The sequence below is a fragment of the Streptococcus sp. CL5.50 genome, from assembly GCF_049738015.1.
Lineage (GTDB): Bacteria > Bacillota > Bacilli > Lactobacillales > Streptococcaceae > Streptococcus > Streptococcus mitis_CA.
The window spans coordinates 58,970-79,547 of record NZ_JBKOTR010000005.1; the positions used below are offsets into that span (position 1 = coordinate 58,970).

Below are 20,578 nucleotides of genomic sequence, written 5' to 3' on the forward strand. Positions count from 1 at the left end.
CTGTATTGGCTCCGTTATTTTCAGGAACTGCAGTTTCTTCAGCCAAGGCTGGACCAGCAAATAAAACAGCACCAATCATCAGCGAGCAGGCTCCTACTGATAACTTACGAATACTGTAACGACAACGTCTTTCAAAAAATGGATTCTTCATTTTCTCCTCCTAAAAAATTGATTTTGTTGCACAAAAGAAAGCGCTTAACTTTCTTTATAAAATTTTTATCCCAATCACAGGGACCAAGATAATTCCTCCCTCATTTTAAAATATTTCTTTTAAATGTCAATATATAAAAGGAAATACCTATATCTAGGTTAGAAATTGGTAAAATTAATATAATCAAGGCCCATTCTAACGAATTTTCTTTCTAAAATCTTAGCTTAACACTTGTTAGATTTACTTTTATCCTTTAAAATAGAATAGGAGAAATTCCGTTATTATTTTTCGGAGGAAAAAGAAATGTCCATTAATTGGCAGGAAATTTTATTTCACTTTTTAGGTGGTCTGGGACTATTCTTATATAGTATCAAGACCATGGGAGACGGTTTGCAACAAGCTGCTGGAGATCGCCTTCGTTTTTACATTGACAAGTACACTAGCAATCCGTTCTTCGGTGTGCTAGTTGGTATCGGTATGACGGCGCTAATTCAGTCAAGTTCTGGGGTCACAGTCATTACAGTGGGGCTAGTCAGCGCAGGACTTTTGACCTTGCGTCAAGCTATCGGTATTGTCATGGGTGCCAATATTGGAACTACCGTTACATCCTTTATCATCGGTTTTAAGCTAGGAGATTACGCCTTACCAATGCTTTTCATCGGAGCGATTTGTCTCTTCTTCACCAAGAATCGCTCTATCAATAACATCGGACGTATCATTTTTGGTGTAGGTGGTATCTTCTTCGCTCTCAATCTTATGAGCGGTGCAATGGAACCTCTAAAAGACCTGCAAGTCTTTAGAGACTATATGGTTGAACTAAGTAAGAGTCCTATTCTAGGTGTCTTTGTCGGAACTGGACTAACCCTACTCATTCAAGCTTCTTCCGCAACTATCGGTATCCTACAGAATCTTTACGCAAGTGGTTTGATTGATCTACAAGGTGCCCTACCAGTCTTGTTTGGTGATAATATCGGAACGACCATTACAGCTATTATTGCTTCTCTTGGAGCCAATATCGCTGCCAAACGTGTTGCTGGTGCCCATGTCGCCTTTAACGTGATTGGTACGGTTATCTGTATTGTCTTCCTTGTACCTTTCACTGGCTTGATTCAATGGTTTGAATCTACACTCAATCTGGCTCCAGAAATGACCATTGCCTTCGCCCACGGAACCTTTAATATCACAAATACTATTATCCAATTTCCATTCATCGGAGCCTTGGCCTACTTTGTAACCAAGCTCATCCCTGGTGAAGATGAAGTTGTCAAGTACGAGCCACTTTATCTTGATGAGCATTTGATTAAACAAGCACCATCAATCGCTCTCGGAAATGCCAAAAAAGAACTCCTTCACTTAGGAAATTATGCTTCTAAAGCCTTTGACCTTTCATACAACTACATCATTGACCTTAATGAAAAGGTTGCTGAAAAAGGGCACAAGACAGAGGAAGCTATCAATACCATTGATGAAAAATTGACTCGTTACCTTATTACTCTTTCAAGCGAGGCACTTAGCCAGAAAGAAAGTGAAGTGCTCACCAACATTCTTGATTCATCCCGTGATTTGGAACGGATTGGGGACCACGCAGAAGCCCTAATCAATCTGACCGACTATCTTCAACGTAAAAATGTTGAGTTCTCTGAAGCTGCTTTACAAGAACTAGCTGATATCTATCAAAAAACCACTGGCTTTATCAAGGATGCCCTTGATAGTGTAGAAAACAATGATATTGAAAAAGCTCAAAGTCTGATTGAACGCCATAAAGAAATCAACAATATGGAACGTGTTCTCAGAAAGACCCACATCAAGCGCCTCAACAAGGGCGAGTGTTCAACACAAGCTGGGGTCAACTTTATCGACATCATTTCCCACTACACTCGTGTATCAGACCATGCTATGAATCTAGCTGAAAAGGTCATCGCTGAACAAATCTAAGAACCAAGAAGCTATCCTGAATGGGATGGCTTTTTTCTTTTCCTAACCAAGAATTGCCTTTCTACCATATAAAAAATGCTTTGATCCACAATGGAATCAAAGCATTTTAAAGAGCTCCCCATACATAATCGCAGAAGCTGCAGTTCCTCTGTACTTAGCTTCTTCTCTTTTGATAAAGCGAGCCAAGTTGAGCAACTCAGGTGCCGGATGTTTGGGATTTAGGAGCAATTCACGATTGACCAGGCCTGAGAGACGAACTTCCAGCAATTGCTCATTTGTAGTAGGCAGTTTTTTAGCAGTCTCTAGGAGAGCAGCAACTAAATCTTCACTCAAATCATGTCGAGCATGATTGTAAAGATCTTTTACAAGGCTTTCTAGGTTTGGTTCTACCATCCCTACCACCTCCCTTATGTTTAATAATTTTTAATCAAATCAACTGTTGAACGATCCAATTTTTTCACCAAGGCTTGCAAGAAAGCTTGCGCTTCTAAGAAGTCATCCATTGCATAGAGGGTTTGGTGAGAATGGATATAACGAGCGCAAACACCGATTGTTGTAGATGGGACACCACCATTTTTCAGATGAGCTGCGCCAGCGTCTGTTCCGCCTTTACCACAGTAGTATTGGTACTTGATACCAGCTTCTTCAGCCGTTGTCAAAAGGAAATCCTTCATCCCTGGGAGAAGCAAGTGACCTGGGTCGTAGAAACGAATCAAGGTTCCATCTCCAATCTTGCCTTGACCGCCATAAACATCACCAGCAGGTGAGCAGTCAACTGCTAGGAAAACTTCTGGGTCAAACTTGGTTGTAGATGTATGAGCACCGCGGAGACCAACTTCTTCTTGGACGTTAGAGCCAAGATAGAGTTCATTGCCAAGTTTTTGACCTGACAGAGCTTCTGCTAACTCACTAACCATGAGCACACCGTAGCGGTTATCCCAAGCTTTTGAGATGATATTTTTTTCATTGGCTGTCAAGATTGCAGAGCTATCTGGTACGATGGTATCGCCAGGACGGATGCCAAAGCTTTCTGCCTCAGCCTTATCCGCAAAACCGCCATCAAAGACGATATCTGCAATAGCTGGCATAGTTGGTCCAACCTTTCCACGAGTCAAATGTGGAGGGACAGAACCCGAAATCACAGGAATTTCACGACCATCACGAGTCAAGAGTTTGAAACGTTGGCTGCTAACCACCATAGGATTCCAACCACCGATTTCTACGACACGGAAGGTACCGTCTGGCTTAATCTCACTAACCATAAAACCAACTTCATCCATATGAGAAGCGACCAAGACGCGTGGTGCATCCGCAGCTTCTGAATGTTTGATCCCGAAAATACCACCCAAGCCATCTGTCACCACTTCATCCACGTGCGGTGTCAACTTTTCACGAAGATAGGCACGAACAGGCGCTTCATGACCTGAGATCGCAGCAAGTTCTGTTACTTCTTTGATTTTTGAAAATAATGTTGTCATTTCAGTTCCTTCTTTCTTTCATCCATTTTACCACTTTTTATAGGAGAAGGATAGCGGGAAGGTGGATTTCTAAATTAGTATCTTAGTCTTACTGTATCTTAGAAAAAGCTTGTATTTTCTTGCATGTGAGGTGAAATCTAAGAACTATTCCAAGACAAACCAAACTATTAATTCACAAACAAAAAAACAATCCAATGCTATATTTGTTCAGTTTTTCATGAAATTTGCAGAAAACAGTTGACTTTGCCTTCTTATTTCTTTAAAATAGTACAAAACTAGGAAAAGGAAAAAATCATGACCAAAACAATTCTTGTTACAGGTGGAGCTGGCTACATTGGCTCCCATACCGTTAAAGCTCTTTTAAATGCTGGCTATCAGGTACATGTTCTAGATAATCTCTCTACAGGAAATCGTTCGGCTGTAGATAGTCGTGTTAGCTTTAAACAACTGGATGTTTATGATGCTAGTTCCCTAAAAGCTTATTTAGAAGAAAATCAGATTGATGCTGTTCTTCATTGTGCAGGTGAAATTGTTGTGAGCGAAAGCATTGAAAACCCAAGCAAATACTTCACTGCCAATGTTGCTGGTATGAACCAAGTTCTCAAAGTCTTATCTGAAGTTGGTATTCAAAAAATCATGTTCTCTTCGACTGCTTCCCTCTATGGTAATAACTGTATTGACAAGCCTGCAACTGAAGATACCCTGCTCGACCCTGTCAACCCTTATGCAGAAACAAAACTGATGGGTGAACGAATGATTTACTGGATGGCCAATCGCTACGATTGGAAATATGTCATTTTCCGTTACTTTAATGTAGCTGGGGCTGAAATGGATGCTTCAAACGGTCTGCGAGTGAAAAATCCAACTCACATCATTCCCAATATCAACAAGACCGCATTGGGACAAAATGATAGCCTAAAAATATTTGGAGATGACTACGATACACGTGATGGTTCATGTATTCGGGATTACATTCATGTCTTGGACCTTGCACAGGCTCATGTTAAAGGAATGAACTACCTATTTCAAGAAGACAGTTCTTCTCAAATCTTTAACTTGGGAACTGAAAAAGGCTATACCGTCAAAGAAATCTTTAAAACTGCTGAAGAATTACTGAATCAAAAAATACCACACGAAATTGTTGCTCGCCGTGCTGGTGACCCAGCCAGCGTCCTAGCAGACGCATCAAAAGCTAAAAAATATCTTGATTGGAAGGCTAGCTACTCCCTCGAAGATATTATTTTATCAGATTATCGTTGGCGTGTTAAAGAAGGCAAAAACATTTTAGAATAGGAGAACAGAGGAGAAGGTCCTGGTACTCTCTCCTTGTTTTATTCATTAAATTGTCAGAAAATTTATTGACAGATTAAAGAAATCGTGTTACAGTAATATCCGCAGGTATCTTTCGATACCAAATCTACATAAAAGGATGGGGTATGAAACTTTCTCATTATTTAATTGGCTTACTTCTACTCCTAGTCTTTCTCTCTATTAGCATTGGGACCAGTGATTTTTCATGGGGAAAGCTCTTTGCTTTCGACCAGCAGACCTGGCTTCTCTTTCAAGAGTCCCGTCTTCCAAGGACCATTAGCATTCTCCTGACTGCCTCTAGTATGAGTATGGCAGGACTTCTCATGCAGACTATCACTCAAAATCAGTTTGCTGCTCCGAGTACAGTTGGAACGACTGAAGCCGCCAAACTGGGAATGGTATTGAGCCTCTTTGTCTTTCCGTCGGCTAGTCTGACCCAAAAGATGCTCTTCGCTTTTGTTTCATCCATCGTATTTACTCTCTTCTTCCTAGCCTTTATGACCATTTTTACCGTAAAGGAAAGGTGGATGTTGCCTCTGATTGGGATCATTTATAGTGGAATTATCGGTTCTGTGACAGAAGTTATCGCCTATCGTTTCAATCTGGTTCAGAGTATGACAGCTTGGACCCAGGGCTCCTTCTCCATGATTCAGACCCATCAGTATGAGTGGCTCTTCTTAGGGCTCATTATCCTGATTGCCGTTTGGAAATTGTCCCAAACCTTTACCATCATGAATCTAGGAAAGGAAACCAGTGAAAGTTTGGGAATTTCCTACTCCCTACTTGAAAAACTGGCCCTCTTTCTGGTTGCGCTAACGACAAGTGTCACCATGATTACCGTGGGTGGCTTGCCTTTTCTCGGGGTCATCGTTCCCAATCTTGTTCGCAAGCGCTACGGAGATAATCTAAGTCAAACCAAACTCATGGTCGTACTGGTTGGGGCCAATCTGGTTCTGGCCTGCGATATCCTATCCCGAGTTCTGATTCGACCCTATGAGCTGTCTGTCAGCCTCTTGCTAGGAATCATCGGTAGCCTCGTCTTTATCCTACTTCTCTGGAGAGGGGGACAAAAAGATGCAGTCTAAAAGCAAACATAGCAAACTCTTCTGCCTTCTCATTATTCTGGCCATCGGAGCTTGTCTCCTCTACTTTTGGCCCATCACTCACTTGTCAGCCTTTGCTTGGAAGTTGCGTTCACAAAAGATAGTTGTTTATCTCTTGGTAGCCATCGCGACAGGAATTTCGACCATTAGTTTTCAAACCCTGACGGAAAATCGCTTCCTGACACCTAGTATTTTGGGAATCGAATCCTTCTACGTCCTACTACAAACCCTACTACTGGTTTTTGAAAGCAAATTTCTTCAACTTGGGAAGTCTCCTATCTTAGAATTTCTAGTCTTGCTTTTGCTTCAATCCCTCTTCTTTCTCGCCTTACAAGGCTACTTGAAGACGCTGATGAAGCAAGATCTGGTCTTCATTCTGCTAATCTGTCTAGCACTCGGAAGTCTCTTTCGAAATATCAGTACCTTCCTCCAAGTCCTGATGGATCCAAATGAATACGATAAACTGCAGAACAGTCTCTTCGCTTCCTTTCAACATCTCAACACTTCCATCCTAGCCATCGGTTCTCTGATCATCCTCGCTTTGACAATATTTTTCTTTCGAAAAGCAGTCATTCTGGATGTCTTGCACCTGCAAAGAGAAACGGCTCAGATACTGGGACTCGATGTTGAAAAAGAACAGAGAGAGCTCCTCTGGGGCATCGTGCTTTTGACTTCAACGGCCACTGCCTTGGTAGGGCCTATGGCCTTCTTCGGCTTTATGCTGGCCAATCTCACCTACCTGATTGTCAAAGATTATCGGCACAAGTTGCTCTTTATCGTGGCTATTCTGATTGGATTTATCAGTTTGACCTTGGGGCAAGCCCTCATTGAACGAGTCTTTGCACTGGAAATTCGCATCAGCATGATCATTGAGAGTGTGGGTGGCTTCTTATTCTTTATCTTACTTTACAGGAGGGCGCGTCAGTGAAACTGGAAAACATTGGCAAATCCATTCAAAAACAAGATATTTTGCAAGGCATTACCCTTGAAGTCAGTCCTCAGAAACTGACAGCCTTCATTGGTCCAAATGGTGCTGGGAAATCAACTCTCCTCTCCATCATGAGCAGACTAACCAAGAAAGATCAGGGAATTCTTAGTATCAAAGGCCGTGAAATCGAAAGCTGGAATTCACAAGAACTGGCTCAAGAACTGACTATCCTAAAGCAGAAAATCAATTACCAAGCCAAATTGACGGTTGAAGAACTGGTCAGTTTTGGACGTTTTCCCTACAGCCGAGGTCTACTGAGACCAGAAGATTGGGAAAAAATCCGAGAAACTATGGACTATTTAGAACTGACCAACTTAAAAGACCGCTACATCGATAGCCTGTCTGGAGGACAACTCCAGCGGGTCTTTATCGCTATGGTACTGGCCCAGGATACAGACTTTATCTTGCTGGACGAACCACTCAACAATCTCGATATCAAGCAAAGCGTCAGTATGATGCAGATTCTCAAGCGACTGGTGGAGGAACTCGGAAAGACCATTATCATCGTCCTCCACGATATCAACATGGCCAGTCAGTATGCAGATGAAATTGTCGCCTTCAAGGACGGTCAAGTCTTTTGCAAAGGAACGACAAATCAAATCATGCAGGCCGACCTGCTCAGTCAACTTTATGAGATTCCCATCACGCTGGCGGATATCAATGGCAAAAAGATCTGTATCTATAGCTAGCCATTCTGAGCCCCTGTTAGAGAAAGCTCTGTCTCTTAATAAACATCACTAAGAGACTCCCTACATCGTTATCACATTTTAAAAAGGAGAAATCATGAAAACATCCCTTAAATTTTATCTTACTGCCCTAGTGGCCAGCTTCTTGCTCCTACTTGGTGCATGTAGTACCAACTCAAGCACTAATAAAACGGAGACAAGTAGCTCTGCTCCAACAGAGGTGACCATTAAAAGTTCACTAGGTGTAGTCACACTTTCAAAAGTCCCTGAAAAGATTGTGACCTTTGACCTCGGTGCTGCGGATACTATTCGCGCTTTAGGTTTTGAAAAGAATATCGTCGGAATGCCTACAAAAACTGTTCCGACTTATCTTAAAGACCTAGCTGGAAAAGTTAAAAATGTTGGTTCTATGGTTGAGCCAGACCTAGAAGCCCTTGCTGCTCTTGAACCAGACCTAATTATCGCTTCACCACGTACCCAAAAATTCGTAGATAAGTTCAACGAAATCGCTCCGACTGTTCTCTTCCAAGCAGGCAAAGATGACTACTGGACTTCTACCAAGACTAATATCGAATCCTTAGCAAGCGCCTTTGGTGAAACTGGTACACAGAAAGCCAAAGAAGAATTGGCCAAGCTAGACAAGAGCATCCAAGAAGTCGCAACTAAAAACGAAAGTTCTGACAAAAAAGCCCTTGCTATCCTCCTCAATGAAGGAAAAATGGCAGCCTTTGGTGCCCAATCTCGTTTCTCTTTCTTGTACCAAACCTTGAAATTCAAGCCAACTGATACTCAATTTGAAGACTCACGCCACGGACAGGAAGTCAGCTTTGAAAGTGTCAAAGAAATCAATCCTGACATCCTCTTTGTTATCAACCGTACCCTTGCCATCGGTGGTGACAACTCTAGCAACGATGGTGTCCTAGAAAATGCCCTCATCGCTGAAACTCCTGCTGCTAAAAATGGCAAGATCATCCAACTAACACCAGACCTCTGGTATCTAAGCGGAGGCGGTCTAGAATCAACAAAACTCATGATTGAAGACGCACAAAAAGCTTTGAAATAAGTTGCTTCAAACTCAATCACATCTTTACATGATAAAACGCATCCTATCAGACTCACTCAAACCTGATAGGATGCGTTTTTATCATTTTGAAATCTGTTTGTCCAACCTCATTCCCCTTCTTGATTCCGTTTAAGGGCAAAATGGTCTGGGACGGGGTCCTTGCCTGTTTTCGACCAGGGATGGCAACGTAAAATCCGAGCCAAGCCCATCAAAACACCCTTGAAGCCATGTTTTTCAATAGCCTGAATCATGTAGTTGGAACAAGTCGGCTCAAAGCGACAAGAGGGTGGAAAGGCTGGTGAGATAAAACGTTGGTAAAAGCGCACAGGCGCTATTAAAATTCGTTTCATTATTTCTTGGTTACAGCCATGGTGTGTAGTTGGCTGATTTCTTTTTTATTAAGACGACGGGATTCTCCTGGACGGAGTCCTGTCAAGTCTAGATGTCCAAAACGAGTCCGTGACAACTTGTCCACTTGGAGACCGACAGCTTCAAACATCTTTTTAACCTGGTGGTTACGCCCTTCATGGATAGTCAACTGCACCACAGAGCGATTTTTGACTGGATCCACTTTAAGAATCTCATAGACAGCCGGCTTGGTTTTCTTACCATCAATCTCAAGTCCACGGGTCAAGGGGCGGAGATTATCCTTATTGGCCACACCTTTAACACGCGCGACATAAACCTTGTCAATCTCATTACGAGGGTGAATCATTTCATCCGTAAAATCTCCATCATTGGTCAAAATCAAGACTCCTGATGTATCCCAGTCCAAACGACCTACAGGGTAGATACGCTCTTTCACGTTGGGCAAGAGGTCAACAACAGTCTTGCGGCCCTTGTCATCTGTCACACTGGAAATGACACCGCGTGGTTTGTTAAGCAGATAATAGACCTTTTCTTCGTTGTAGATAGGTTGACCTTCAACTTCGACCTTGTCGCCTGACTTGATGGTCGTTGCTAGTTCACGTACCACCTGGCCGTTAACCGTCACCAAACCTTGCTTAATCAGCTCTTCTGCTTTTCTCCTACTGGCCACACCTGCGTGGGCAATATACTTATTGATTCTCATCTTCTTCTATCCTTTCACCAAATAATTGGCTTTCTTGGGCTTGAATCTCAAGCTCATCAATCACTGGTAATTCTTCTAAATGGTTTATCCCCATGTAATCTAGGAAATAATCTGTAGTCACATAGAGGTTGGGACGACCCAAGACTTCTTTTTTCCCGTCTTCCTTAATCAAGTCAAAGGCCTGCAACTTTGCCAAGGCCCCACTCGAGTTAACCCCACGGATGGCATCAATTTCGATCCGCGTAATCGGCTGCTTGTAGGCAATGATGGACAAGGTCTCAAGGGCAGCCCGAGATAAACTCTGGTTGATAGGCGCCTTGGAATATTCCTTCAAAATCTCTGCAAATTGAGGCTTGGTCACCAATCTGTAAGCCCCACCTGTCTCAATCAGAGCCAAGCTGGAATCTGGGTCCTTTTCATACTTCTGGGCTAATTTTTCTAAACTCTGTTGGATGCCTGTCGGTGGCAGAGAGAGGAGTTCAGCTAACTGGCGGACTCTAATCCCATCTTCACCCGCTACAAACAAGAGCGCTTCTATTTTTGCTAAAGTACTCATCTTTCCTCTCTATCAAGTCTAGCTTTGGGTCACTTGACTTTCTTCCTTCTTTTCCATGAGATAAATATCTCCGAAACTCTCCTCTTGCACGAGGATCAACTCCTGGGTTTTGATTAACTCTAGGGTTGCCAAAAAGAGGGTAATGACCTCTTGCACATTCTGGGCTTCCTTAAACAAATCCTGCAAGCGCAATTGATCTCGTCCAGTCAAGGACTCTTTCACGATAACCATCATGTCCTCAATCTTATACTCATCCCGCAAGATAGTCGTGTGATTCTGTGCAAACTCCTCTTTTTTCTTGGCTAGGATATTTGAAAAAGCCAAAAAGAGGTCAATGGTCGTCTTGTCATGCACAAGCTCCGCATCTTCGTAAATCAACTCTGTCGGCGCTTTGGAATAGTGCTGGGCCCGTTCTTGGTGCTTGGCTTCCAAGTGCTCACCCAAGAGCTTGAACTTGCGGTATTCTTCGATTTGAGAGAGAAGATCCTGCTCTAGGTCATTCTCCAAGTCTGTCACTTCTGCTACCTTTGGCAAGAGCTTGCGGCTCTTGATCAGCATGAGCTGACTGGCCATAACCATGTACTCACCCGTCACTTCCAGACGCATGGCCTGCAGGGTTGAGACATAAGCTAGATACTGTTCGATGACTTCTGTAATAGGCACATCGTAGATATCCATCTGGTACTTAGAAACCAGGTGCAAGAGCAAGTCCAGGGGCCCTTCAAAATCTTTTAATTTAATATCCATTATCTATATTTTTCTAAGGTGAGGACTGTTTTTAATCCTAATTTTTTTGCAATTTCGTACAAATCGACCTTGTTTTCAATTTGTCGTAGAATGAACTGTTCCCGCAAGGCTTGGGCTGATAAGGCTGGAAAACCTTTCTCCTTGACAAAAGCTTCTAACTGACGAAAGGCCCACTGACGAGAATAGGCTTTCCCTGCCCTTTCAAAGAGGTAGGTCTGGGCCATCAAGGGTTCCAATTCTGACAGTAAGGTCGTAGGAATGGTGACAATCCTCTGTTGGGAAGCCTTCTTGATTCGCAACACCTGAAAATCCAGATTGATATCCTCAACCTTGAGAGCCAAAATCTCACTCGGCAAGAGCCCCATTTCTAGGATAAGAAGAGCCAGTAAACGGCCCTCTGGATAGGCACTTTCCTGCCAAAAAGAGTCTAGATCTAAAATTTCTGGCTTTTCTGTCTTCTTTTCAGCTTGTTTAGCTAATTCCAAGCGGTAAAAACTATCCACTTCTCCTTTTTGATAGAGAAAGTAGAGAAATTGGTTACAGGCCGAAATCTTTCGCTTCTGGGCGCTGATTTTTAGATTGGCTAGCTGGGCTTGGTAAATCTTGAGACTGGTCTCCGAAATGCGCTCGCCCACGACGTCTAAAAATTGCTCCAGATCATACTTATAGGACTGCTTGGAATTTGCAGACAAGCCCTGCTTTTCTTCTAAAAAGGCTGAAATCCTATCTCTCATTTGCATCGAATCTCATATTCCTTACTAAAGTCATGCAAGAGGGCATTGACTGCCTTGAGGATAGACTTGCGCGTGATAATTCCTTGGAAAATACCAGACGCATCCACAACCGGCAAGAAGGACTCATCTACCAACTTGTGCAAGACCTCTGTAATGGTAAAATCAGGCGAGACGACCGCTACGTCCGTTTTGGTCATATGAACGATATCCGTATCCGCCATAATTTCTTGACTCAAGTCATGCTCCATCTGATAAGCCATAATATCTCTGAGCCCAATCGTCCCAACAAACTGTTTTTCATCTGTCACAACAGGAACACGGGTATAGGTCATCTGACTGAGCAAGAGGGTCGCATGATCCGCATTGTGGGTATCAATCAACACGGCTAGATTTTCAGCAGGGGACAAAAAAGTTTCCTCCTGCCCCAACAAGAAAGTCTCAAACTCCTTGGCAATCATCGGCTAAACTCCTTGGACAAGCCCGGATACACCTCATGGTCTCGTGTCAAAAAGTCCACTTTGAAATAACTGTCATCAATCTCCACACGAGCATAGAGACATTCTCTGACGGTACCACGTGGTTGACTGATAGAACCTGGGTTTAGAAAAAGAGTCTTTCCTTCCATCCAAGCATTTGGCACATGCAAGTGACCATAGAGGCAGATATCGGCTTCTTCTTCCTGAGCCCAGTAGTCCAACTTTTGAAAATTGAAATTGATATCAAACAAATGACCATGAGTTTGGATAATCTTGGTCGAACCAAGCTCAGTCACCAGACGTTCTGGATAGCCTGCGTAGAAGTCCATGTTCCCTTTAACAACACGGATGCCTTCCCAAAGGGAAGAATCAGGACGCAGTTCAGAATCGCCGTTATGAAAAACGGCGTCAACTTTGCCCACATAGCGATCACGGATTTCTTCCACAATCAAGCTATCGCCATGGGAATCGCTCATTACAATGATGGTTTGCTTTGCCATGATGGAAATACCTCCAAAAGTTTCTTAACGGCTAAGGCACGGTGAGATTGACTATTTTTTTCTTCAAGGGTTAATTCAGCTGAGGACTTGCCTGTCTCTCCTACAAGGAAGAGAGGGTCATAGCCAAAGCCATTTTCACCCTTAGGTTCAAAGTTAATGTAGCCTGACCAGTCTGCTTCGACAACCAAACTTTCCTTGTTTGGGCTGGCTACGACTAGGGTTGTATGGAATTGAGCCGAGCGGTCCTTGAGTTCAAAGACCATGGCCAATTCGTGTAAGAGTTTGGCATTATTTTCACGGTCAGTAGCTCCCACACCTGCAAAACGAGCTGACCAGACACCTGGCAAGCCACCTAGAACATCAACTTTGAGTCCAGAATCATCTGCCAGAACCATCTTGCCCGTTAATTGGGAAATAGTTTCTGCCTTGAGGCGGGCATTTTCTTCAAAAGTCATGCCTGTTTCTGCTACTTCAGGCAGGTCAGGGTAGTCATTAAGATTTTCCACATCGTAGCCTAGCTTGTCAAAGATAGCTCGGAATTCCTTGGTCTTGCCCTCGTTACGAGTCGCAATCAATAAGGTTTCTCTGACCTTGTTTGTCTCAAAGAAATCATGAACATCGACCCCTTCTTTGGGCAATTCCACATACAAGAGTTGCCCATTTTCAACCAAGAGCAGAGCCCCTTGACGTTGGATGACTTCCACATTTCGTCCCATTTCTTGGTTGAGGATATCTACCACAAAAGACAATAAACGGTAGAGAGAACCATAGCGTAAAACAGTAACAGAAACAGGAAAACCTCGATCCTCATCTCGAAATCTTTGGGCAAACTCCAATAGAGGAAAATCCAAGTCATCATCCGTCAACGTCCGGACGCCACCAAAAATAGCATAGGACCCGACATACCAGTCCTGGTCATCCTTGTATTCATAAATTTTATTTGTCATAATTCTACATGCTCCACATGAATCTCTTTTTCAAGCCATTCTTCACCAATTTGTGCAAAACTTTGGCTGCTGGCTGTTGTGTAAAAACGGTGATGGAGTGGTCCGGCATCGCGACCACGATTGATTTCAAAATAATTAAGTAAGACTGAGATATCCCGTACGCACTCTGCCCCACTATCGATGAGCTGAACCTTGGGTCCCATGACATTTTGAATAATGGGTCTGAGGAGTGGATAATGGGTACAACCCAAAATCAGGCTATCCACCTTTCCAACCAAGGGACGTAGGGTTTCATAAACTACTTTCTTAGTGACACTGGTTGACAGAGCCCCAGACTCCACCAAGGGAGCAAACTTGGGACAGGCCAAACTCTCCACCTGTAAGTCCGGATCCAGATCATTGATTTTCTGTCGGTAGATGTCAGATTGTACCGTCATAGGCGTTCCAATGACTCCGATTTTCCCACCTTGGCTGGACTTGATGGCTGCCGAAGCTCCTGGCAAAATTACACCTAGGACAGGAATATCTAGTTGAGCCTTGATTTCTTCCCAGACGACCGCAGTCGCTGTATTACAAGCAATGACAATCATTTTGACATCCTTGGTCAAAAGAAAGTTGACCAACTGCCAAGTATATTCACGAATTTGCTCAGCAGGACGGGGCCCGTAAGGCGCGCGTGCCGAATCTCCAATATAGACGATTTCTTCATGGGGAAGTTGGCGCATGAGCTCGCGCACAACGGTCAAGCCCCCGACACCCGAATCCAAAAAACCAATTGGTCGATTATCCATACAGTCTTCTTTCTAGTCTTTTTTCTGATTGATAGTTCATTATGATTATTGATCCTTATGAACTGAATGACATCCTAATCAACAACTATCTCTCTTAATCATAATCAAATATCAATAGAATGCAAGGAAAAAGTCTCATCCCTAAAACCATAGCCAACATAGTGAGAAGTCTGGAACTTTCATCCCAGACTTTTCCTTATTTATTTTTTCTTTTTATTGTTAGCAAGGGCTGCCTTTTGTTGGCGGATGATTTGGTGGTAAACTTGTTGTACCTTAGCTTCGCTTGGTTTTTGACCATTTGCACTCAAAAGAGTACGAACTGCTTCAGCATTCAAACGTGGGTTGTCAGCGAATTCTTTTTCAATTTGCTTACGAACCAAGTACATTCCTCCAAGAGCTCCTCCTAGAAAAGCTAGCACAATCAATACAATTGCTAAAAGTAAATCCATCATTTTTCTCCTGTTTCTTTTTGAGTCTCTTTCATTATACCACAAACTAGCCACCCTGACTAGTTTGTTTTACGCTTTCAGGGATGGAATAAATAGCAAAAAGAACCCTGCTTTTCTGCAAAAGAGGGCTCCTTACTGAGTTTATACTCAATGAAAATCAAAGAGTAAACTAGGACGCTAGCCGCAGGTTGCTCAAAACACTGTTTTGAGGTTGCAGATAGAGCTGACACGGTTTGAAGAGATTTTCGAAGAGTATTAATTTCATATTTCTGCCTATCCATTTATACTAATAAAAGACTGAGACACCAGATCTCAGCCTTTTTCTTTATCCCAAAACCAATTCATCACTGACCAGACTTTGACCACTATTTTTCTGGAAGAGATGCATGAGATTTTCAACCGTCAGATGCTTTTTCTCCTCTCCCTTGACATCCACCACTATCTTACCCTGATAGAGCATAATGATACGATTGCCGTACTCAATCGCATGGTTCATATCGTGGGTAATCATCAAAGTCGTCAACTGATGGTGTTCCACAATCTTTTGCGTCAAGTCCATCACCATTTGACTCGTTTTCGGATCAAGCGCCGCAGTGTGTTCATCCAAAAGCAAAAGTTTAGGTTTCACCAGAGCTGCCATGACTAGGGTCAAGGCCTGTCTTTGTCCTCCTGAAAGGTATTGGGTATCCACTTTCAAGCGATTTTCAAGGCCAATATTCAACTCTTTCAAGGCCTCTTGGAACTGGATTCTCTCCTTCTCCTTCACGCCCCAACCAAGCCCTCTCTTCTGCCCACGTCTCAAGGCAATAGCCATATTCTCCTCAATCGTCAAACGAGAAGCTGTTCCCATCTTAGGATCTTGAAAAACACGGGCAATATCCTTGGCTCTCTTTCTTACACTAAGATTTTTAATGGATTTGCCTGCCAATAAAAGGTCCCCTTCATCCACCGATAGATTGCCAGCCAAGATATTCATCAAAGTGGATTTCCCTGCTCCATTTCCACCAATCACAGAGATAAAATCTCCCTCTTCAACCTCTAAGTCTAATCCTTTGAGGACATGGTTCTCATTGACCGTCCCTGCTTCAAAGGTTTTGTGAATATTTTCAAGTGTTAACAAACTTGCCATAACTTTCTCCTCCTATTCATTTCTCAGTTTCAAACCACGAATCTTTAATCTCTTTTGCAGTTCTGGTGCAAATAACACTAAGGCTAGCAAGATTGCATTAAAGAGACGTACCAGGTTTTGATCTAGATTTGGAATTTCATAGATATTTAAAATAATCAAACGGTAAACAATGGCACCGATTCCGATAGATAACAAGCGACCTCCAATGGTCAAGTCGTGTATCAAAACTTCTGCAATAATAACTGCACTCAAACCAACAACGATGGTTCCTGTCCCAGAGGTTACGTCTGAAAATCCATCATTTTGAGCGAACAAGGAACCACACAGGGCAATCAAACCATTTGAAATCATGTAACCAACAATCTTCATGGTGTCTACATTGACCCCATTAGCCTCACTCATCGGAATATTGTCCCCAGTCGAACGCAAGACCAATCCAATCTCCGTTTTCATCAAAAGAGTCAAGACCAAACAAACAAGTAGGAGACAGGCCAAACTGAATGAGAAAACAGCTTCTTCATTTGTCAGCCCCAAGCTCGCCAATTGTTTAAAGACAGTTGAAGAATCTCCCAAGGAAAGGTTGGGCACACTGCCCATGATTTTAATATTGATTGAATAAAGCCCTGTCAAGGTCACAATCCCTGTCAAGAGAGCTGGGATTTTCATCTTGGTGTGGAGCATTCCTGATACAAGACCAGCTACCATACCTGCCAGCAAAGCAAGTAAGGTCGCAATCCAAGGATTTGTCCCTGCCTGTATCTGCGATACAACGACAGCTGCCCCCAAAGGAAAGGCTCCTTCAGCAGTCATATCCGCAATATCCAAAATACGGAAAGTCAAGTAAACTCCAATGGCCATAATCGACCACAACAAACCTTCTGATAAACTAGATAATACAAAACTCATCTTAAACCTCCCTATTCCTTGCTTTCCAACTTACTAATATCAATTCCTAGTGCATCTGCTATTTCTTGATTTGTATGCAATTCCAGTTTTTCAGGCAACTCAACTGCTATATTTTCTGGCTTCTCACCTTTTAAGACACGAACCAGCATTCTTGCTGTCTGACGTCCCAATTCTTCATAATTGGTTCCGTAGTTATACAAGCCACCAACAGCAATCATTTCTGTTGAACCACCAAATACTGGAACCTTGTGTTTAATAGAAACCTGCTTGACTGTTTCCATGGTTGATGAAATGATATTATCCGTTGGTACAAAAACCATATCCACCTCTGCCATCAAGCTTTCTGCTGCAGCCTTGACGTTGTTAGTATCCAAGATTGTTTTTTCAACAACGGTAAAGCCTTTTTCTTCCAGAAGACGCTTAGCTTCATCCTTTTGAACAACTGAGTTTGGCTCGCTCTGAGTATAGAGAATTCCAATCGTTTTAGCTTTTGGCAACACTTTCTTTATCAAATTGATTTGGGTTGAAATGGCATCTGATGACTGGTCACTTGTCCCAGTTACATTGCCCCCAGGGTGTTCTCTTGACTCAACCAACTTGGCACTGACAGGATCTGTTACCGCTGAAAAAATAACCGGTGTCGTTTGTGTTGTATTGGCCAAGCTCTGAGCAGAAGGCGTTGCGATGGCTAGAACGACATCACTAGATTCTGCTAGCTGCTGGGAAATTGTTTTTAGGTTTCGTTGTTCTCCCTGTGCATTTTGCAAATCAATCTCAATATTTTTACCCTCAACATAGCCTTGTTTAGCTAGTTCATCTACAAACCCTTCTCTAGTAGCGTCCAAAGATTGATGAGTAATAAATTGCGAAATACCGATACGAAAAACGTCTTTTTTCTTATCTGCCTTCAACTGATGCAAACTAATCAGAGAGGTCAAGAGGATCCCCACTACCAAGAGAGGGGCTAGTAATTTTCGAACAACTTTCATAATGAAACTCCTTCTCAGAAAAGATAAAACAAAAAACCGCCTAGATACTATCTAAACGGATGCTTGAAATAATCTAACAAGTTATAACTTTGCTAGTCCATTTAGATATTCATCTATATGGACCACAATCAAAAATCTTAGCCACATAGATACAAACAAATTGCTTGAACTGTTTGTATCCATGGTGACATGTCTACAAACACTATCTAAAGTAGCTAAAGTAAAAGTTTTGATTCATCGTTACAGCTTGTTTCTTATTCATTTCTTTTTCTGCTTTCTTTTTTGATGTTTCTTATCTTACCACCTTTTTCATCACCTGTCAAGAATATTTCAGAATTTTTTAAAATTTTTCGAAAATTCTTTCATAATTCTTTCAATTCTTTTAGGATAATTTCAAAGATTTGCCCATTAGACAAAATAGAACGATTTGAAGACTTTTATGGTATTTAGTTGTACTAGAGTCTTTTAAAAGTGTTTTGATGGCTTGTATTTCTTCTTTGGTTGATTTCATATCACTATTATATAATGCATTTTGATTTTAGTGTAGTATTAAACTGACTCTTGGCAGTCGGACAAAAAATCGACAGTTATTTTATACTGTTTAAAACCATTAGTCAATACGACAATCTCTTTACTTTTCGGTTATCAACTCTGTAGATTGCTAACATATCCAACATAAGCCAAGTATCCCGAGGATAGGCAGCAGAAATGAATTATTTATACTCTGGATACCACTTAAAATCACGAACTGCTTTGGCCATATCTGTTTCCTTAGCGCGTGCAAGACCTTGCTCTTGTGCTTTTTTAGCGACTGCTTCTGCTACTTTAATAGAAACATCTGCTACATACTTGAATGGTGGCAAGACAGGAGCTCCTGGTTGGCCTGGATTGACAATACCACTCAATGAATGCGCCGCTGCTCCAATCATTTCATCAGTCAAAAGACTTGCTTCAGAAGCCAGCATACCTAGACCAAGACCTGGGTAAATCAGGGCATTATTTGCTTGACCAATCACATAGTCTACACCTTTATAAGAAACCGTATCAGCAGGAATTCCTGTTGCGACAAAAGCTTTACCATCTGACCATTCAATCAAATCTTTGGCACTAGCTTCTGCCAATTTAGTTGGGTTTGACAAAGGGAAGATCATTGGATGTTCTGTGTTTTCACACATAGCTTCTACTATTTCTTTAGTGAAGGTATTAGGCTGAGTTGAAGTTCCTACAAGAATGGTTGGCTTCACAGTCTTCACTACTTCAAGCAGGTCAGTCAACTTATCTGCGTTACTAAAGTCAGCACGTTTCTTAGCAAATGGTTTTTGCTCTGGTGTCAAGTCATCCATGTCATCAAAGAGAAGACCTTGTTTATCAACCATAAAGAACCGTTTATAGGCTTCTTCTTCAGAAAGACCTTCACTTACCATTTCACGAAGAACACGAGAGGCAATTCCTGCACCCGCAGTACCACCACCATAGCAAAGATAAACTTGATCTATTAATTTTTCACCACTAATATCCAGCGAACCAAAGATACCACCCAAGGTAACGATTCCTGTACCTTGAATATCATCATTAAAGGTCGGAATTTGTTTCCGGTATTTTTCAAGAATATTGGCAGCATTCAAGCGGCCGAAGTCTTCCCAGTGAAGGTAGAGTTTAGGAAAGAGACGTTCTGCTGTTTGAACAAATTGGTCAATGAAGTCGTAGTAACGATCTCCGCGGACCCTTTCGTGACGATTTCCTAAGTAATTAGGATTGTCACGAAGTTCTTCGCGGTTAGTCCCTGCATCAATGACTAAAGGAAGGACCATCGAAGGATCGATTCCAGCAGCACCCGTATAGACCATCAATTTCCCAACAGAAATATCGACACCATTTGTTCCCCAGTCGCCAATTCCAAGGATTCCTTCTGCATCTGTTACAACAATGAGACGAATCTCGCGATCCCCGGCAGCGTTTTTCAAAGTAGCTTCAATATTTTCAGGATGATTGATATCAAGATATCCCGCATATTGGGGATCTACAAAAAGATCACTATAGCCTTCAATCGTATCTGCAATGGTTGGATCATATACAATTGGATTGAATTCTTTCAAATGTTGAGAAAAGAGGTAATAGAAAAGAGTCCTGTTGGTATTAAAAATTTCCATTAGGAAAAGACGTTTTTCCAAATCATTGGCTTTTGTTTGCATTTGTGCATAAGTTTGCGCCGCTTGTTCTTCAATCGTTTGAACATACGGTGGCAGTAAACCAATAAGGCCTAGTTCCTTTCGCTCCTCTAAGGTAAAGGCAGTACCTTTATTGAGGAAAGGATTGTTTAAAATATCATGTGCAGTCATAGTGCAAGCTCCTTTTTACTTATATTATACCACATGAAACGAATTGTTCGTAAAACGTTGTTGTTTAAATAATACAATTGTATACGCATATGTTATAAATTTCTGAACTCATCAAACTCTCGATGATCTCTCTTTACTAAAAGTTTCGAGTAAAATAAACCAATCATACAAATTGACAATCCTAATTAAAATAAATATCATCTAGGTATATTATGTAATACTTTGTAT

The 20,578-nt window shown here is 42.1% G+C and carries 22 protein-coding genes and 2 pseudogenes; 6 read left to right on the forward strand and 18 right to left on the reverse strand.

From position 1 onward, the window contains the following. Window positions 1–88 precede the first annotated feature (88 nt). A pseudogene (locus ACLNCV_RS04385) lies at window positions 89–151 on the reverse strand (YSIRK-type signal peptide-containing protein); the annotation flags it as partial. Between the two features lie 303 nt (window positions 152–454). On the opposite strand from ACLNCV_RS04385, the gene ACLNCV_RS04390 reads away from it, so the two are divergent. Then, window positions 455–2,086, forward strand: a complete 1,632-nt coding sequence (locus tag ACLNCV_RS04390) for a Na/Pi cotransporter family protein (protein ID WP_049499742.1) — start codon at window positions 455–457, stop codon at window positions 2,084–2,086. A gap of 96 nt (window positions 2,087–2,182) precedes the next feature. Here the strand turns inward: ACLNCV_RS04390 and ACLNCV_RS04395 are convergent, their stop codons facing one another. Then, the gene (locus ACLNCV_RS04395; protein ID WP_084926112.1) at window positions 2,183–2,479 is read right to left on the reverse strand and encodes a bacteriocin immunity protein; all 297 of its coding nucleotides are present in this window, start codon (window positions 2,477–2,479) and stop codon (window positions 2,183–2,185) included. 20 nt (window positions 2,480–2,499) lie between these two features. Continuing rightward, window positions 2,500–3,564, reverse strand: coding sequence for a glutamyl aminopeptidase (gene pepA / locus ACLNCV_RS04400; RefSeq protein WP_237447198.1), 1,065 nt, complete (start codon window positions 3,562–3,564; stop codon window positions 2,500–2,502). 294 nt (window positions 3,565–3,858) lie between these two features. Here pepA and galE point away from each other — a divergent pair, with 294 nt between their 5' ends. The 5 genes from galE (at window position 3,859) to ACLNCV_RS04425 (ending at window position 8,715) form a co-directional block, all read left to right on the forward strand. After that, complete coding sequence (galE, locus tag ACLNCV_RS04405; RefSeq protein ID WP_237447197.1) at window positions 3,859–4,857, forward strand: UDP-glucose 4-epimerase GalE; 999 nt, start codon at window positions 3,859–3,861, stop codon at window positions 4,855–4,857. Window positions 4,858–5,000: 143 nt separating this feature from the next. Beyond that, a complete protein-coding gene (locus ACLNCV_RS04410) occupies window positions 5,001–5,960 on the forward strand; it encodes an ABC transporter permease (protein ID WP_237447196.1) in 960 nt (319 codons plus the stop codon). Then, window positions 5,950–6,906, forward strand: coding sequence for an iron chelate uptake ABC transporter family permease subunit (locus tag ACLNCV_RS04415; RefSeq protein ID WP_237447195.1), 957 nt, complete (start codon window positions 5,950–5,952; stop codon window positions 6,904–6,906). Before ACLNCV_RS04410 ends, ACLNCV_RS04415 begins: the two co-directional genes overlap by 11 nt. Beyond that, the gene (locus ACLNCV_RS04420) at window positions 6,903–7,655 is read left to right on the forward strand and encodes an iron ABC transporter ATP-binding protein (protein ID WP_084926102.1); all 753 of its coding nucleotides are present in this window, start codon (window positions 6,903–6,905) and stop codon (window positions 7,653–7,655) included. Before ACLNCV_RS04415 ends, ACLNCV_RS04420 begins: the two co-directional genes overlap by 4 nt. Window positions 7,656–7,749: 94 nt before the next feature. After that, on the forward strand, window positions 7,750–8,715 hold the full coding sequence (locus tag ACLNCV_RS04425) for a siderophore ABC transporter substrate-binding protein (protein WP_084926101.1): 966 nt from the start codon (window positions 7,750–7,752) through the stop codon (window positions 8,713–8,715). A gap of 107 nt (window positions 8,716–8,822) precedes the next feature. Here the strand turns inward: ACLNCV_RS04425 and yidD are convergent, their stop codons facing one another. From yidD to ACLNCV_RS04500, 15 genes and pseudogenes are all read right to left on the reverse strand, one after another. After that, window positions 8,823–9,065, reverse strand: coding sequence for a membrane protein insertion efficiency factor YidD (gene yidD, locus ACLNCV_RS04430; protein WP_049543751.1), 243 nt, complete (start codon window positions 9,063–9,065; stop codon window positions 8,823–8,825). After that, window positions 9,065–9,787 (reverse strand): pseudouridine synthase, encoded by a 723-nt coding sequence (locus ACLNCV_RS04435; RefSeq protein WP_001222228.1) that lies wholly within the window; start codon window positions 9,785–9,787, stop codon window positions 9,065–9,067. Before ACLNCV_RS04435 ends, yidD begins: the two co-directional genes overlap by 1 nt. After that, entirely contained in the window at window positions 9,774–10,343 is a 570-nt protein-coding gene (scpB, locus tag ACLNCV_RS04440) for an SMC-Scp complex subunit ScpB (RefSeq protein ID WP_000105302.1), read from the reverse strand. Before scpB ends, ACLNCV_RS04435 begins: the two co-directional genes overlap by 14 nt. 18 nt (window positions 10,344–10,361) lie before the next feature. Next, window positions 10,362–11,090: a segregation/condensation protein A gene (locus tag ACLNCV_RS04445; protein ID WP_049550794.1), complete on the reverse strand. Its 729-nt coding sequence runs from the start codon at window positions 11,088–11,090 to the stop codon at window positions 10,362–10,364. Further along, window positions 11,090–11,824 (reverse strand): site-specific tyrosine recombinase XerD, encoded by a 735-nt coding sequence (xerD, locus tag ACLNCV_RS04450; RefSeq protein ID WP_337249296.1) that lies wholly within the window; start codon window positions 11,822–11,824, stop codon window positions 11,090–11,092. Before xerD ends, ACLNCV_RS04445 begins: the two co-directional genes overlap by 1 nt. Continuing rightward, window positions 11,821–12,282 carry a cyclic-di-AMP-binding protein CbpB gene (cbpB, locus tag ACLNCV_RS04455; RefSeq protein ID WP_237447193.1) on the reverse strand — a complete coding sequence of 154 codons (462 nt, stop codon included), beginning with the start codon at window positions 12,280–12,282 and terminating at the stop codon, window positions 11,821–11,823. The genes xerD and cbpB overlap by 4 nt, the downstream gene beginning before the upstream one ends. Then, entirely contained in the window at window positions 12,279–12,800 is a 522-nt protein-coding gene (locus tag ACLNCV_RS04460; RefSeq protein WP_414369841.1) for a metallophosphoesterase, read from the reverse strand. The genes cbpB and ACLNCV_RS04460 overlap by 4 nt, the downstream gene beginning before the upstream one ends. Further along, on the reverse strand, window positions 12,776–13,747 hold the full coding sequence (locus ACLNCV_RS04465; protein ID WP_424844903.1) for a nucleoside-triphosphate diphosphatase: 972 nt from the start codon (window positions 13,745–13,747) through the stop codon (window positions 12,776–12,778). The genes ACLNCV_RS04460 and ACLNCV_RS04465 overlap by 25 nt, the downstream gene beginning before the upstream one ends. Next, entirely contained in the window at window positions 13,744–14,538 is a 795-nt protein-coding gene (gene racE, locus ACLNCV_RS04470) for a glutamate racemase (RefSeq protein WP_033684754.1), read from the reverse strand. Before racE ends, ACLNCV_RS04465 begins: the two co-directional genes overlap by 4 nt. A 200-nt stretch (window positions 14,539–14,738) precedes the next feature. Next, entirely contained in the window at window positions 14,739–14,987 is a 249-nt protein-coding gene (locus tag ACLNCV_RS04475; protein ID WP_000364990.1) for a YneF family protein, read from the reverse strand. Window positions 14,988–15,312: 325 nt separating this feature from the next. After that, complete coding sequence (locus ACLNCV_RS04480; protein WP_024057379.1) at window positions 15,313–16,116, reverse strand: ABC transporter ATP-binding protein; 804 nt, start codon at window positions 16,114–16,116, stop codon at window positions 15,313–15,315. Window positions 16,117–16,128: 12 nt separating this feature from the next. After that, entirely contained in the window at window positions 16,129–17,022 is an 894-nt protein-coding gene (locus tag ACLNCV_RS04485) for an ABC transporter permease (protein WP_000011439.1), read from the reverse strand. An 11-nt stretch (window positions 17,023–17,033) separates the two neighbouring features. Beyond that, the gene (locus tag ACLNCV_RS04490) at window positions 17,034–18,011 is read right to left on the reverse strand and encodes an ABC transporter substrate binding protein (RefSeq protein ID WP_424844904.1); all 978 of its coding nucleotides are present in this window, start codon (window positions 18,009–18,011) and stop codon (window positions 17,034–17,036) included. Between the two features lie 391 nt (window positions 18,012–18,402). Continuing rightward, window positions 18,403–18,522 (reverse strand): annotated as a pseudogene (locus tag ACLNCV_RS04495) (IS630 family transposase); the annotation flags it as partial. A gap of 202 nt (window positions 18,523–18,724) precedes the next feature. Next, complete coding sequence (locus ACLNCV_RS04500) at window positions 18,725–20,350, reverse strand: malolactic enzyme (protein ID WP_237447190.1); 1,626 nt, start codon at window positions 20,348–20,350, stop codon at window positions 18,725–18,727. Window positions 20,351–20,578 lie beyond the last annotated feature (228 nt).